The 14609-nt window shown below is 43.6% G+C and carries 11 protein-coding genes; 6 read left to right on the forward strand and 5 right to left on the reverse strand.

Annotated elements, in window-relative coordinates; translation table 11 throughout:
* Positions 1–107: 107 nt before the first annotated feature.
* The 3 genes from AAAA78_RS04380 to AAAA78_RS04390 are packed head-to-tail and all read left to right on the forward strand — an operon-like array spanning position 108 to position 3302.
* Positions 108–629 carry a hypothetical protein gene (locus AAAA78_RS04380; RefSeq protein ID WP_340590523.1) on the forward strand — a complete coding sequence of 174 codons (522 nt, stop codon included), beginning with the start codon at positions 108–110 and terminating at the stop codon, positions 627–629.
* Between the two features lie 50 nt (positions 630–679).
* Positions 680–898, forward strand: coding sequence for a translation initiation factor IF-1 (gene infA / locus AAAA78_RS04385; protein ID WP_295903401.1), 219 nt, complete (start codon positions 680–682; stop codon positions 896–898).
* Positions 899–944: 46 nt separating this feature from the next.
* A complete protein-coding gene (locus tag AAAA78_RS04390; protein WP_340590524.1) occupies positions 945–3302 on the forward strand; it encodes a Tex family protein in 2358 nt (785 codons plus the stop codon).
* Positions 3303–3482: 180 nt separating this feature from the next.
* Here the strand turns inward: AAAA78_RS04390 and AAAA78_RS04395 are convergent, their stop codons facing one another.
* Positions 3483–4304, reverse strand: a complete 822-nt coding sequence (locus tag AAAA78_RS04395; protein ID WP_340590525.1) for a hypothetical protein — start codon at positions 4302–4304, stop codon at positions 3483–3485.
* A gap of 220 nt (positions 4305–4524) precedes the next feature.
* On the opposite strand from AAAA78_RS04395, the gene AAAA78_RS04400 reads away from it, so the two are divergent.
* Positions 4525–5913 carry a TldD/PmbA family protein gene (locus AAAA78_RS04400; RefSeq protein ID WP_340590526.1) on the forward strand — a complete coding sequence of 463 codons (1389 nt, stop codon included), beginning with the start codon at positions 4525–4527 and terminating at the stop codon, positions 5911–5913.
* The gene (locus AAAA78_RS04405; protein ID WP_340590527.1) at positions 5913–7253 is read left to right on the forward strand and encodes a TldD/PmbA family protein; all 1341 of its coding nucleotides are present in this window, start codon (positions 5913–5915) and stop codon (positions 7251–7253) included. The genes AAAA78_RS04400 and AAAA78_RS04405 overlap by 1 nt, the downstream gene beginning before the upstream one ends.
* 31 nt (positions 7254–7284) lie before the next feature.
* On the opposite strand, the gene AAAA78_RS04410 is transcribed toward AAAA78_RS04405, so the two are convergent.
* The 4 genes from AAAA78_RS04410 to AAAA78_RS04425 all read right to left on the reverse strand — a co-directional run bounded on the left by AAAA78_RS04410 (position 7285) and on the right by AAAA78_RS04425 (position 11686).
* Complete coding sequence (locus AAAA78_RS04410) at positions 7285–8964, reverse strand: hypothetical protein (RefSeq protein WP_340590528.1); 1680 nt, start codon at positions 8962–8964, stop codon at positions 7285–7287.
* An 11-nt stretch (positions 8965–8975) separates the two neighbouring features.
* Positions 8976–9341 carry a hypothetical protein gene (locus tag AAAA78_RS04415; protein ID WP_340590530.1) on the reverse strand — a complete coding sequence of 122 codons (366 nt, stop codon included), beginning with the start codon at positions 9339–9341 and terminating at the stop codon, positions 8976–8978.
* A gap of 245 nt (positions 9342–9586) precedes the next feature.
* Positions 9587–10600, reverse strand: coding sequence for a hypothetical protein (locus AAAA78_RS04420; RefSeq protein WP_340590531.1), 1014 nt, complete (start codon positions 10598–10600; stop codon positions 9587–9589).
* 312 nt (positions 10601–10912) lie between these two features.
* Positions 10913–11686: an HAD family hydrolase gene (locus AAAA78_RS04425; RefSeq protein ID WP_340590532.1), complete on the reverse strand. Its 774-nt coding sequence runs from the start codon at positions 11684–11686 to the stop codon at positions 10913–10915.
* Positions 11687–11911: 225 nt separating this feature from the next.
* On the opposite strand from AAAA78_RS04425, the gene topA reads away from it, so the two are divergent.
* On the forward strand, positions 11912–14605 hold the full coding sequence (topA, locus tag AAAA78_RS04430) for a type I DNA topoisomerase (RefSeq protein ID WP_340590533.1): 2694 nt from the start codon (positions 11912–11914) through the stop codon (positions 14603–14605).
* Positions 14606–14609: the final 4 nt, after the last annotated feature.

The following is a 14609-nucleotide window of genomic DNA, read 5'->3' on the forward strand; positions in this document are numbered from 1 at the left end:
ACACTTTCCTATTATTTTTTTGATGTCAAGACACTGGGTGATAGTATAGATCTGCTTATTGAACACTTTCGATCTTTTCTCACCTTTAATTTTAGAGAGGAACTGAGATGGCTAAGAAGGCTGCGAAAAAGGAAGCACCTGCGGCAAAAGCAAAAAAAGCGGCGGCAAAACCAGCTGCGAAAGCACCTGCAAAGGCGAAGGCCCCTGCTGCAAAACCAGCGGCGGCAAAAGCAAAAGCGGCGCCTCCTCCTCCTGCGAAAGCGGCTAAAGCTGAAAAGCCTTCTAAAGCGGCGAAATCTGCTCCAGCTCCTGAAAAAGTTGAGAAGAAATCAAAAATCGAAGCAGCTCCCGCTCCAGTTGAAGTCGCTGAAGCTCCTAAAAAAGAAAAAAAGGTCAAAATTGATAAGACGGGACTGTCTGAAGATCAAGTGAAGTGGCATGAACTTCATGAGAAGTACAAGGCAATGAAAGCTCCTTCGTACAGTATTTCGGGTCAATTTGAAGCGAAAACTCCGCTGCAACACAAAATTTTTGGCTGGGGTTTTGTTCTTTCCAATGAATACGATCGTCTAGAAGTGCTTTTTGAAGACGGCAAACGAATGCTGATCAGCAATAGGAAGCTGTCATAGGGCAGAAAAATATTGCAAGGCGCTGCAATCTGACCTACTAATTTATCTGCATGGCAAAAGACGATTTAGTACAAATAGACGGAAAAGTAATCGACGCCCTTGCGGGTGGCCTTTACAAAATTGAACTTGATAATAAAGCGATCATTAACGCAAAACTTTGCGGAAAAATGAGACGTTTTAATATTCGCGTGGTTGTGGGTGACCGTGTGAGCGTAGGGGTTTCTCCTTACGATCCTAGTCATGGCCTGATCATGTTCCGTCATAAATAATTGATTTAAACACTCAAAACTTCTTCCAATTAAATCTAGAGGTTCTATGGATCAGGCTCTTCAGAGTTATTTGGCGCGTATTGCACCTACAGTCCCTGCGAAATCAGCTCAAGCTGTTATTGAGCTCGCTGCGGAAGGCGCAACAGTCCCTTTCATCGCTCGTTACCGTAAGGAAAAAACAGGTAACCTAGACGAAGTTCAAATTCGTGCAGTGATTGAAGGTCACGAAACTTACAACGAAATCGTAAAGCGTAAGGCTTTCTTGATTAAAGAAATCGGGGAGCAGAACAATCTTACGGCGGAAATCCAAAAGCGTATCGAGCTTTCTTGGGATTTGGGCGAGCTAGAGGAAATCTACAAGCCGTTCAAGAAAAAGAAAAAAACCAAAGCAACGATCGCGCGCGAAGCGGGATTGGAACCTTTGGCGCAATGGATTTGGGATATGGGCCATGGTCTGATCAAAGACGATGTGACTATGGAGATGAAGGCGAAAAACTTCCTCAATCCGACTGCGAAGATTGTGACTTACGAAGAAGCGCTTAAAGGTGCTCAAGACATCTTGGTTGAGAAAATCGCCAATGATGCCGACCTTCGTGCGATGGTTGCGAAAAACTACAATGACAAAGGCCGCGTGATTGCTAAAGCGGCTAAAGGCTACAAACCAAATTCGAAGTACGAAATGTACAAAGAATTTGAAGAGCCGGTTAAAAACCTCATGGATGCTAAAAACAATCACCGCTACTTGGCGATGAGACGTGGATGGCAAGAGGAAGAGTTGTCTGTTGATGTAAAAGCAGACGACGAAGAAAATTTAAAAGCTTACGAAAAGTTTGCGACTTCAACTCCAGACAATGCGATTGGTGACTTCTTGAAACAATCAGCTCGCCTGGCTTTGAACGTTTACGTTCTTCCTTCCATCGTGAATGAAGTTCACCGTGTGTTGAAAGAAAAAGCCGATCAAGATGCGATCACAGTTTTCGCTGAAAACGTTCGTAAACTTTTGTTGGCTTCTCCTTATGGACCAAAATGCGTTTTGGGTGTCGACCCTGGTTTGAGAACAGGTTGCAAAGTAGCGTTGATTGATAAATCAGGCGCTTTCATTTCTCACACAGTTCTTTACACTTTGGGTGACGATGCTGAGAAAAAAGCGAAAGCTCTTTTCGGTGACGTTCTAAAACAAATCCAAATCGAAGCGATCGCAGTCGGTAACGGTACTGCCGGTCGTGAGACGGAATCTTTCTTGCGTAAAGTTTTGAAAGATCTTGGTAAGAATATTCCTGTTGTGATGGTTTCTGAATCGGGTGCCTCTGTGTACTCTGCTTCCGAAGTGGCTCGTGAAGAGTTCCCGGATCTTGATGTCACTGTAAAAGGTGCGATCTCGATTGCGCGTCGTTTGCAAGATCCTTTGGCGGAGCTTGTGAAGGTTGATCCTAAATCGATCGGTGTCGGTCAGTACCAACATGACGTGAACCAATCTCAATTGAAAAAATCATTGGAAGCAGTTGTTGAATCTTGCGTGAACAACGTGGGTGTTGACGTGAACACAGCTTCTGCAGCGTTGTTGTCGCATGTTGCGGGTATCGGTCCTGCTCTTGCGAAAGGCATTGTAGAAGCTCGTAAGAAAGCTTTGTTCACAGATCGCGCGGAGCTTTTGAAGGTTCCTAAGTTCTCTGCAAAAGTTTTTGAACAAGCTGCGGGTTTCTTAAGAATTCCGGGTGGAAAACAAGTTTTGGATTCTACAGGAATCCATCCAGAGCGTTATCAAGCCGTGACAGACATGGCGAAGGACCTTGGTGTTTCTTTGTCTGAAGTGATCGGTGAAGGTGCGAAGAAACTTCTCGCGCAAAGAACAAAATGGGCTCAGCTTGTTGGTGAGTTTACATTTGATGACATCGTGAAAGAACTTGAAAAGCCGGGCCGCGATCCTCGTGATCCGTTCAAGGTTTTCCAATTCCGCGATGACATCATGGAAGTGAAAGATTTGAAAGAGGGCATGATCTGCCCGGGTATCGTGACGAACGTAACGAACTTCGGTGCTTTCGTTGATATCGGTGTTCACCAAGATGGTCTTGTGCACATTTCAGCTCTTTCTCACAAGTTCGTGGATGATCCTCGTAAAGTGGTTAATCCAGGCGATCATGTGACTGTGAAAGTTCTTAAAGTGGATGTGGTTAAAAACCAAATCTCTTTGACGATGAAAATGGATGACGCTCCTGAGGCTTCTATGCCTCGTGAGAAACGTGCGGATCAACCTCGCCAAGGTGGATACAAACCAGGCGGCGGCGGTCAAAGACCATCCGGCGGTGCGGGACAAAGACCAGCAGGTGGTCCTCCAGCGAAACCGGCAAATCCGTTTAACAATCCGTTTGCGGCTTTGATGAATGTTCCAACGAATAAAAAATAAGGAGAATTAACATGGCAGTAAAAGGAAAATCTAAAAAAGGTATCCGTCACAGAATGAAAAGAATCGCTAAGAAAAAGCGTATGTACAGAGCGAAAATCCGCAAGTAAGAGAAATCTGAAAGTGAAGATAGAAACCCACACTTAAACGGTGTGGGTTTTTTGTTTTTTAGAGAGCAAACTTCTAAAACCAATCGGTATATTCGTCGCCTCCCAAAGGATCGTTGTTTTCTTCGTTTTCATCGCGGATCGTTAGTTTAATAGTGTACAGCTCGCGCCCCCAATGAGTGGTGCATTTGATTTCATATCCGAACCACGTTTGTGGATCATTTAGGGGATCTGGTCTGCCAACGCGTTGTCGTGGGCCTGCGCCGACAGGTGTTTCAAAAGCAGTGAGATTATTTGTTACTAGGTAATTCACGCGCTCATCTGTTCCATACCATCTAGTTTTATTTTCGGACGGAAGTTTAAAAGAAGCATTTTGAGATACGAATGTGAGAAAATAGAGGCCCGTATTTTTTGGGAACTCTGGAATTAAAGTGGGAGCTGCGCCACCGTAGCATTTAGGATCAGACTGGAGGCTGCAATCGACTACCGTCGTGTCTCCAGGAGGAGTGAATCCTGCTGTGTTCGAACGTAGATAATAGTAGGGTCGGAAAGAAATGATCGGACACTTTTCGGGACTGAGCGTGCCGATGTCGAAATTGACATTGCTATAGTAGAGTTGTCCTTCAGGCACGCTAATGTTGCAATTCAGAGTGCTTTCAAGCGGAGAATCTGCATCGAAAGCACAATTGCCCATTCGTTCAAAACCCGCTTTTTCATCAGCGGACTCCCATTGCACACCCAACTTTAGGTAAAGAGGACTGCTTTCTGGAACGCCATCAACTATATTGGTGTCGTCAGTAGAAGGTTGTTCAAGAACGGTTTCAGGTTCTTCGGAGCAACCGACGTTAAAACCTGCGATCATGAATGTTGCAATTAGAATTTTGTTTATTGGTCTCATGGGACTTGAGATCGGTGATTGTAGCGGCACTTTGAAGTCTAGATTTATAAACTAACATCAATTTGTTTAAAAATTTACATCTTGGACATGAGTCCAGTTAGGATACTTTTCAGCATAGGTGCTACGGGATAATACTTCACCGGTTTCGCTTTGAGTCTTCTGGTTTTCTCTTTAGTGGGAATGTCTTTCGCGATATTCTTGATCAACTAAGGAGGTCTTCATGATTATTCAACCTCATATTCTGACAAAAGCTCTGGATGCGGCTTTGAGCACAGGGGCGGATTTTGCAGATATCTTTGTCGAAGACACATATTCATCTCAACTTTCAGTTTTAAATTCTAAACCCGAGCAAGCGATTGTCGGTCAGCTTTACGGCGCGGGAATTCGTTTGTTCTTTGGACACGAAATCGTTTATGTGACAACGAACGATCTTTCAGAGGTAGGTCTGGTGAAGGCCGCTTTGAATGCGGCACAAAGCCGTGGCACGGGCACGGCGAAAAAGACTTTGCCGTTGATGCAAGTGCCGTTTGATTCTATTCACACTTACGGTGAAAAACCGTGGGAGATGAACCGTGATCGTAAGTTCCAATGGTTGAACTCGATGGATCAACATGCGCGTGCGCGCCATTCTTCTGTGACTCAAGTTGAAGCGGGATTGAATGAAAAATTCCAGCGGGTGCAAATCGCGAACTCTCGCGGCGTGATGGCTTATGATGAGCGCGCTTATTCGCGCATTCGTCTTGAAACGTTCGTTGAAAAAGATGGCGTGAAAGAAAGTTCGACGGAAGATGAAGGCCACATGGGGACTTCGGAAATCTATGATCAAATCAATTTAAAATCTCTTGCTGAAAAAGCGGTGGATTGTGCTGTGATGTTAACAACAGCCAACTATGCTCCGGCGGGAGAAATGCCTGTTGTGATCGACAATGCTTTTGGTGGAGTTATTTTCCACGAAGCATGTGGGCACGGACTTGAAACAACAAGTGTTGCTAAAGATGCTTCAGTTTTCTGCGGAAAAATGGGTCAAAAGATCGCTCACGAAAGTGTGACGGCTATTGATGATGGAACGATTGAAAATGGCTGGGGCTCTTTGAATCTTGATGACGAGGGAAATAAGACGAAGAAAACAACGTTGATCGAAAATGGCGTTTTGAAATCTTACATCGTCGATGAAATGGGTTCTCGTCAAACAGGTTTTGAGGCGACAGGAAGTGGTCGTCGTCAGTCTTACAAATATGCTCCGGCGTCGCGTATGAGGAACACCTACATCGCTGCGGGAAAAGATAAGTTTGAAGACATGATTCGTGATGTGGATTATGGTCTTTACGCAAAAAAACTGGGTGGCGGCTCTGTGAATCCAGGTACGGGTGATTATAACTTCCAAGTGCGTGAAGCTTACATCATCCGCAATGGCCGTATTGATGAAGCGGTTAAAGGCGCATGCTTGATCGGCCGCGGTATCGACACTCTTGGAAAGATCACAAAAGTTTCTGACGATTTACAATTGGCACGCGGAATGTGCGGCTCTGTGAGTGGCAGTATTCCAGCGGCGGTTGGTCAGCCACAGATCTTGGTTTCTAGCCTCATGGTCGGCGGGAGAGCGAAATAATGGATACAATTAAACAGAATTTTCAAAAAATCGCAGATCAAGCTAAGAAAGATGGCGCTAAAGTAGAAATGCTCATTTCTGGCGGCGAAAATCTTAAGATCGGTTATTCAAAAAAGAAATTAGAGTCTTTTGAATCCACGCAGTCTCAAATGGCGGGACTTCGTGTGATCCTTGGTGCGAATCAAGGTTATGCTTATACAGAGAATCTTTCTGATGAATCCTTGCTTCGTACATACGGTGAAGCTTTGAACAACGCAAAGACGGTGCAAAAAGGCGAGACTCAAGCAGTTCCTCTTTTAAAACCGCAAACGGTGCAAGCGATGAACCTTTTCCATCCTGAAGAAATTGCGATGGATAAAAAGTTGGAAGTCGCTCGTCTTTTGGAAGAAAAATGTCTCGATAAAGATGCGCGTATTCAGTCCGTTCCTTATTCTGGATTCAATGAGACTGTAAGTTTCAGAAGGATTTTGAACTCTGAAGGGCTAGATCAAGAGTTTAAGCAAAACTATTTTTCTGGTTATGCTTATCCTTTGGCTAAAGAAGGTGAGTCGACAAAAATGGACGGCGATGGTTTCTTTGCACGCTCATTTAAAGACATCAATATTCAAGAAGTGGCTGATGAAGGTGTGACACGAGCGATTTCTCGTTTGGGAGCGCAAAAGCTTGCGACGGGTAAATACGCTGTCGTGATTGACCGCACGCAGTTTCCGATGATTCTACAAATGATCGAAAGCTATTTTTCTGCCAAAGAAGTTCACGAAGGAAAGTCTTTGTTTAATGGAAAATTGGGACAAAAAATTGCGAGCGAGAAGTTCCAATTGATTGATGATCCTTTTGAGCCTACGGGCACAGCGGTTCGTCCATTTGATGACGAAGGGGCTGCTTCACAAAAGACAGTTCTTTTTGAAAATGGCGTGCTTAAAAACTTCCTTACGAACTTAGAGTACGCGAAGAAAATGAATCTTCCGCACACGGCTCACGCTCGTCGTAGCCCGGCTTCTCAACAAGGCATTTCTTCGACGAATCTTGTTGTGAAAAAAGGAACGAAGTCTTTAGAAGAACTTTTGGCTTCTTATGACAAAGTTGTGCATTTGACAGAGTTCTCTGCGGGTTTGCATGCCGGATTTAAAGAATCGACAGGCGATTTCTCAATGCCTGCTGAAGGTTTCTTGTATGAAAACGGCAAGCGTGTGGGGCCTATTGACCAATTTGTGATGTCAGGAAATGTTTTGGATCTTTTACGTGATATTGAAGATCTAAGCAATCAATATGGAAAACCAGGAAGCTCGATGATCTGTCCTGATGTTTTGGTGAAGCCGCAGAGTTTTGCGGGAGCTTAAAAAGAAAAAGCCCAGGTCACCCTGGGCTTTTTTATTTCTGTATGTTGTTAAAAAATTTGGGTTTTGATTTTCTTATAGCTTCAATAATTTTCAGGAAGTCGGTATAGACTTTTTCGCCGTTGGTGCATGAGGCCGCTTCTATAGTGTTGCATTTTATATTATCTTTTAAATTTCCAGTATCAACGATAGATGCGAGTAATGTTTCCGCAGAAATTGAATACACTATCGCCCCGTCCGGTGCATAGTTCAGAGCTCTGTCTTGAATGTAGCTTGGAACTTCAGCGTTCGGATCTACATATAATTTTCTAAAAATGGCATCTCCCAGAGTATAGGGAAACAGTTTGGTGGAAGCTTCGGATCTAAGGTCTAAACTTTGATCTGGCATAAAAGCAACTGTTAGAAATCCAAAGGAAGACGAATCAAGTTCATTTAAAATTATTTGTGATCCTTGACGGTGCATGAGAAGGCGTCTTTCGCAGGCAGCTAATTCTAAATTTTTTGAGTGAATTCCGTAATCGGTGGACAGATTGCTCTTAAGAAGCTTAAGAAATGCTACCACAGCTTTTTCACTGTAAAAGGATTGAGACTCTGTACGAACTCTTTTAATTTCTTTTAGTACTTCAAAAGTTACTTCTGAAGAAGGGATGATATCGTATTTGGAGAAATATGAAAATAGATCTGCGCTTTCATTTAGTCTCAAGGCCTCTAGAATTTCACCAGAATTCAGAGTTTTGATAAGAATATTTTGATTGGTGATGCTGACAAATTTCTCAACGTCGTATTGAAACTGCTTCGAAAGCGCCACGCTGAACAATAGATTATTGTGCTTCTGGTATGCGATTTGAGCCAGCTTGAATAAATTAGTATCAAGACGTTTGATTGCCAATGATACTACAACGGCAGTTTCTTTCCATGTTGAAGTTTCTTTTAATATCAAGAGACGTGAATCTAGCGCATTTTGTAACGTTAATAACTCAGAATTATTTACTGGTTTAAGGTACCCGGCTCTAAGCGCTAAAATATTATCTAGATCGTAAGTGGAGCGACAGGTTTGCAAAAGGTGCAAGGTGTGAGAGCTTAGCGCTTTTCTTCTAAAAGCAAGTTTCAGGGAATCTTGCGAACAAAGGCTTTGTAGAGAAACTTTTTGTGTGAGGGAGTCAGTATATGCGGCAAACTCATCGAGAGAAAAGTGATCAGTGTCAACATAGAGGTATAATTTCTTTTCGATGAAATCTGTCGGTACTAACTCGGAGTTCAGTTCATAGTTTGATGTCCGATTGTTAAGTGCGATCAAGTCTTGTACTGGCATTTTTGAGATATTGCTTGAAAACTTGATAGACCACTGAAGAAAATTTTTAAAATGGAGTTTTCTTTTTTCTTGGGGAATACTTTCCGAGTAGTCAGTCATTGATTTGATTAAATTGCTAAATGCAACTTCATGAACGGAAAGAAGTGCCTTTTGAGCCTCGGCCTTTCGGAGCTGGGACCATACCAAACATAAATCGCCGGGCTTAGTACTTGTGCTTAATGATACAATGTCGAGATCTTCAGTTTTCGTCTGAGTGTTCTCACAGAATTGTGGATCTCGAACGGCAGCGATAGTGGCTGTGCCGTTGTTATTTTTTGCGCTATCTTTTTTAAATGAGCAAGCCCCCATGCTGAAGCACAGTGCTGAAAAAATTAGAATAGGGGCTCTTGATATTTTGCTCATTTGGGAATTTTTTAGAAGCCTTTGCAGTTGTCTTTGCCGCGAGAGATTTCGCATGCCACTTGGTGCAAGCCTCTGATTTGAGACCATGCGCTGTCGACTTCGTCTTCAGACTCAGTTCTGTCAGCGTTTTCTCTGATGATTTCAGCTTCCACGATCAACTTCGTTAATTGACCAACTTTATTGCCTTCAGCAGTTGATGCTAGGCCTACTTCTTCTTGGAAAATATTCATTTCTTTGATCATTTCTTCCATTTGGAACGATTGATTCGCCATAATTCTAGTGTGTTCCAAGTCAAACTCAGCAGATTCTTCTGCCATAGCATGAACTGAACCTAAAAGAACTAACGCCGCGATAGCCATTTTGAATTGCTTTTTCATGTTCTCTCTCTCCTTTTTGGTTTTATCCAAAACATTGATATGCGAGGGCCGTGCCTGCATTTAATGCGTTTATGGGGGATTTTACTGTTTAAGAAGGAGACAGGGGACGGTGATTGGCTTCGGGGAGAATCGGTCGTCTCAGTATAAGACACTCGGGCTTTGTGATTGATGAAGCTTAAAAATTCTGCAAGCGAATCAAAAATAAAAAGCACTGACTTTAATGGTCAGTGCTTTTTTATTTTAACTTAGTGTTTTCCTAGATTAGCCAACAACATCTGCATGAAAGTCATCATCATTTGTTGTTGTGACGTACCCATACCTGTTGAAGGAAGTGCCGCTGATTGGCCTTGAGTCAAACTGCCAAGTAGAGTTGAGATCATTGAGTTGTTGATCACTTGAGAACCTGCGAGCTGTCCCAAGCCAAAGTTAGAACCTGAAGTGAATGCACCCAATAAATTCTGCAACATCGAAGTGTTCATACCACCAGGAAGATTGATTCCAGAAATTCCTGTCACAGAACCCATGCCGATTTGACCAAGGATGCTTGTCAGCATTGAAGAGTTAAAGCCGGATTTTCCGATTCCAAGAGTCGCGCCTGATGAAATACTTTGAATAATGCTTGAAAGATCAGTTCCGCCAAGACCTGTATTGCCAAGGTTACCAGTCAATGAACTAATCAGTGATCCCGCGACTTGCGAAATGTTTCCTGAAGTCACTCCAGCCACCGGAAGATTTTGAAACAAAGATCCCGTCAGAGTTTGAATCAAACCTGTTGGCAATCCGCCACCCGTGCCTGTTGTCGAATTTAAAATTGAACTCAACGATCCGTTGCCAATAATTCCCAACAAATCACTTAACTGTGAACTTGGGAGTCCGATATTGCCGGCACCCTGAGTGGCACCACCAATAAGAACGGGGATGATGGCGCTGAGATCATTACTGTTGCCAAGACCTGAACCATTGAGAGCAGAACCTGCCATTCCCAGGATCATACTGATCTGTGAACTATCTAACATCAATCCTGATGAAAGTTTTTGATTCGTGATTTTAGTTGCGACGTTGTGATCAACAGAATGTTCTTTCAAAGCCGCTTCAATATTATTAAGCATCTTTTGTGCTTCAGAGTTATTCACGACAGGAGCTGTTGAAGCTGCCTCTTGTGAACCGTCGTTAGTTGCTTTTAGTGGAGCTAAGTTATTATTGCATCCTGCAAGAAACCCAATCGCTAACAATGCTGAAACGATAACCTGTTTGTTCATGTGGTTCCCTCCTCATTGAGATCCGAAATCAGGTTAGTTCTAAATTTTGAAAATAAAAACCGGGTGAAAAAAATAAATTTTGCGCTGTTCACGCTTCTGACAGTTTTAAAAAACTAAGTGTTCAAAAAATTTTCACTAGAGCTGAGATAACATAAGAATGACTGATCGTTGTTCAGTTCAAAAAGCTTACGACGTTTTTTTCGTTTATTATGTAAATGTGGTAATCTCAAAACGAAGCGATGAAAAATCTCATCGCCGTTCTAATAACAACAGAATGCTCGCTACAAAGATTTATGCGAACGCATGCACTTTTTATTTTTTCAAAATCGCAGCGGCAATCTCAGTAAATCCCAAACCACCACGCGCTTTCGTCACGTAAGTAGGCTTGTTCTTAATCTGATCAATGAAGTTTTGAATATTCGCAACGGCAAAACTGTGAGGGAAGTAGGTGAACATTGGCTCATCGTTTGGAGAATCTCCGCTAAAGCCACAGACTTTTTTTGCGTCTTCTGCATTCACGCCAAATTCTTTTTCTAAGAAGCGCAAAGACATCGTGAGTTTGTCATAACTTCCAAACCAACCATTCACGTGAATGGAGCTGACTTTTGCTTGAGCGCCATGGGAATGAAAGATATCGACAATCTTTTGCACTTCACTTTGAGGCAGAGCGGGGACGTCCTCACAGAAATCGATGGCCAGATCCATCAAACGACAAAACTGATCACTGGCAAGATCGCAGCCAGGAACTTTTTGAAGAATTTCTTTTTCCAACTGCTGAAGCTTTAAGCGATTTTCTTTTTGTGTTTGCTCATCAAAAAAGAAATGGCGATGCATTTTTTTTCCATGGTAGCGGAAATAAAATCCGCCGTTTTCTCCAACAATGCCACTCACGGGCCAGACGCGCGCAATCATTTCGCACCAACCAGCAGGACGACCCGTTACCGGAATTACGTGGATGCCGGAGTCATGAAGTTTCCATAAAGCCTCGTAAGCTTCAGGACCTAGATGACCTTCATCCGTCAAAGTGTCGTCGATATCTGTGAGAAGAAATTGAAGTCGGTGATTGAAATTCGAAACGTCTTGCATACCTCAAGGTACCAGCTTCCCATCGTACCGAAAAGGAACATGTACCTTTTTTCGACAGAGGGAAGCAGGTACCTATGGCGAATGGCTGGTACCTATGGCGAGGGTTGTCAAAAATTAGACTTGCACCAAAAGGCAATCGCCTTCATTTTTTGTCTATATATATAGTACGGGCTACACCACAGACATTTGTCTAGGTGAGATCCGAACTACAATGAAGGACTTAGCATGGCCAAAAAAAGTGACGCATCAGATGGTATTAAGCTTGTCATTGTGGAGTCTCCCACAAAAGCCAAGACCATTCGTAAGTTCCTCGGAAGAGATTATGTCGTTGAATCTTGCATGGGTCATATCCGTGACCTGCCACAATCTGCGAAAGACATTCCTGAGAAAGTAAAAAAAGAGAAGTGGGCACAGCTTGGTGTCAACGTCGATAAAAACTTTGAACCTCTTTACTGCGTTCCTAAAGACAAAGTGAAAGTGGTGAAAAACCTGAAAGACAAACTTGATGAAGCCTCAGAGCTCTTCCTCGCAACCGATGAAGACCGCGAAGGGGAGTCAATCAGTTGGCATTTGTTGGAAGTTCTAAAACCGAAAGTTCCCACAAAGCGCATGGTGTTTCATGAGATCACGAAGGACGCGATTCAGAAAGCGTTGAAAGATACACGTGAAATCGATTTGAATCTTGTGCGTGCACAAGAAGCGCGCCGTGTTTTAGACCGTTTGGTGGGTTACACCATTTCTCCGCTGCTTTGGAAAAAAGTGGCTTACGGTCTTTCTGCGGGTCGCGTGCAATCCGTGGCCGTTCGTTTGATTGTTGAAAGAGAACTTGAGCGCATCCGCTTTAAAAAATCCGCTTACTGGGGAGTTCTTGCCGAACTTTCTAAAGACGGTGTGAACTTCGAATCTCGTTTGCAGCAATATAAAAATCAAAGAGTTGCAACAGGTAAAGACTTCGACGGTTTGACAGGTCAACTGACAGCCGGAAAAGATGTTTTAGTTTTAGATGAAAAAACGGCGGCAAAACTCGCTGCTGATTTGAAATCCGGTGCATGGACTGTTTCTGATGTGGAAGAAAAACCCACGTTCAGAAAACCAGCGGCTCCGTTTATCACTTCGACTTTGCAACAGGAAGCCAACCGAAAATTAGGCCTAAGCTCTCGCGAAACAATGCAAGTCGCGCAGAAATTGTACGAGCAAGGTTTCATCACCTATATGCGTACGGATTCTACGTTCTTGTCGAATGAAGCGATCAATGCGTCTCGCGATTGTATTCAATCGAAATACGGAAAAGAGTATCTGACTCCACAACCGCGCAACTATGCTGCGAAAAAAGTGAAAGGCGCGCAAGAGGCCCATGAAGCCATCCGCCCTGCAGGAAATCAATTCATGGACCCAGATGAGACAGGTCTGACTGGAACTCAATTCCGCCTTTATGATTTGATCTGGAAACGCACGATTGCTTCGCAAATGGTCGACGCTCGTCAAAAGCAAGTGAGCGCAAAGATCACAGTGGGTGATGCTTTGTTTGGTGCTTCGGGAATGACAATTGAGTTCCCGGGTTTCTTGCGTGCTTACGTTGAAGGAAGTGACGATCCAGAAGCAGATTTGGCTGAAAGAGAAGTGCGCTTGCCGGCGTTGAAAGTCAAAGACGCTGTGAAATGCGCAAAATTAGATCCAACATCGCATGAAACAAAACCGCCAGCTCGTTATACAGAGGCAAGCCTTGTACAAACGATGGAAAAAGAAGGTATCGGTCGTCCGTCGACGTACGCTTCTGTTATCGGAACGATCATCGATCGTGGTTACGTTCGTAAGAATGGAACAGCTTTGATTCCGACTTTCACGGCGATGATTGTTTCAAAACTTTTAAGTCAGTATTTGTCTGAGTATGTGGATCTTGGATTTACTTCCGAGATGGAACAAAGTCTTGATAATATCGCCGACGGTGATTTGGATTGGGAAAAATATTTGGCGTCGATCTACAAAGGACCAAAAGGTCTGCGTTCCCGTGTCGACGATCAAGAGGAAAAAATCAATCCCGATGAAGCGCGCACAATGACTTTGGAAGGCATGGATAAATATAAATTCCACGTCGGCCGTTATGGTGCCTACGTCACAACAAAGCGTGACGGAGAAGATGTTAGTGCTTCGTTGCCAGACAATGAATCTCCTGCAGATATCACTCCTGAAATCGCTGAAAAATTGATTGATCAAAAAATCAATGGGGCTGACTCCATCGGAAAAGATCCAAAAACAGATCTTCCAGTTTACGTATTGAATGGCCGCTATGGTCCTTACGTGCAGCTGGGTGATGTGTCTCCAGAAGATGATAAACCAAAACGGGCTTCTCTTCCTCCAGGCACTCAGCCGGAGCAAGTGGATCTCAAGATGGCATTGGAACTTTTGTCTTTGCCAAAAACTTTGGGTGAACATCCCGGCACGGGTAAGGAAATCAAAGCGGGCTTGGGTCGCTTTGGTCCATTCGTTGTGCACGATGGAGATTATCGTTCTATTCCAAAAGGCGAAAGTATCTTCACAATCACTTTGGAAAGAGCTCTTGAAATGCTCAGCCAACCGAAGAAGGGGCGTGGTAAAGCGGCTCCATTGAAAGATCTTGGGGCACACCCGGATTCTGGCGATGCGATTCAGGTTTATAACGGACCTTACGGGCCTTACATTAAGAGCGGAAAAGTGAATGTGTCTTTGCCAGAGGGAACAACTCCCGACACAGTGACTTTAGAACAAGCTGTTGCCTTGATTAATGAAAAGGGCGGCACGAAGGTTAAAGGAAAAGGCAAAGCCAAAGGAGCTGCGAAAGCGGCTGCTCCCAAGAAGGCTTTAAAGAAAGCTACGACCGCTAAGGACAAAGCCGAAGCTCTCGGTGTCAAAAAAGTAGTCACTCGCAAGTCAAAAAAGTAATTTG

The organism is Bdellovibrio sp. BCCA (assembly GCF_037996825.1).
In the GTDB taxonomy this organism is placed as follows: Bacteria; Bdellovibrionota; Bdellovibrionia; order Bdellovibrionales; family Bdellovibrionaceae; genus Bdellovibrio.

Bases quoted from the DNA above. Each gene is read 5' to 3' on its own strand.
- AAAA78_RS04380 (WP_340590523.1), top strand. From the start codon at position 108: ATGGCTAAGAAGGCTGCGAAAAAGGAAGCACCTGCGGCAAAAGCAAAA.
- infA (WP_295903401.1), top strand. From the start codon at position 680: ATGGCAAAAGACGATTTAGTACAAATAGACGGAAAAGTAATCGACGCC.
- AAAA78_RS04390 (WP_340590524.1), top strand. From the start codon at position 945: ATGGATCAGGCTCTTCAGAGTTATTTGGCGCGTATTGCACCTACAGTC.
- AAAA78_RS04395 (WP_340590525.1), bottom strand. From the start codon at position 4,304: ATGAGACCAATAAACAAAATTCTAATTGCAACATTCATGATCGCAGGT.
- AAAA78_RS04400 (WP_340590526.1), top strand. From the start codon at position 4,525: ATGATTATTCAACCTCATATTCTGACAAAAGCTCTGGATGCGGCTTTG.
- AAAA78_RS04405 (WP_340590527.1), top strand. From the start codon at position 5,913: ATGGATACAATTAAACAGAATTTTCAAAAAATCGCAGATCAAGCTAAG.
- AAAA78_RS04410 (WP_340590528.1), bottom strand. From the start codon at position 8,964: ATGAGCAAAATATCAAGAGCCCCTATTCTAATTTTTTCAGCACTGTGC.
- AAAA78_RS04415 (WP_340590530.1), bottom strand. From the start codon at position 9,341: ATGAAAAAGCAATTCAAAATGGCTATCGCGGCGTTAGTTCTTTTAGGT.
- AAAA78_RS04420 (WP_340590531.1), bottom strand. From the start codon at position 10,600: ATGAACAAACAGGTTATCGTTTCAGCATTGTTAGCGATTGGGTTTCTT.
- AAAA78_RS04425 (WP_340590532.1), bottom strand. From the start codon at position 11,686: ATGCAAGACGTTTCGAATTTCAATCACCGACTTCAATTTCTTCTCACA.
- topA (WP_340590533.1), top strand. From the start codon at position 11,912: ATGGCCAAAAAAAGTGACGCATCAGATGGTATTAAGCTTGTCATTGTG.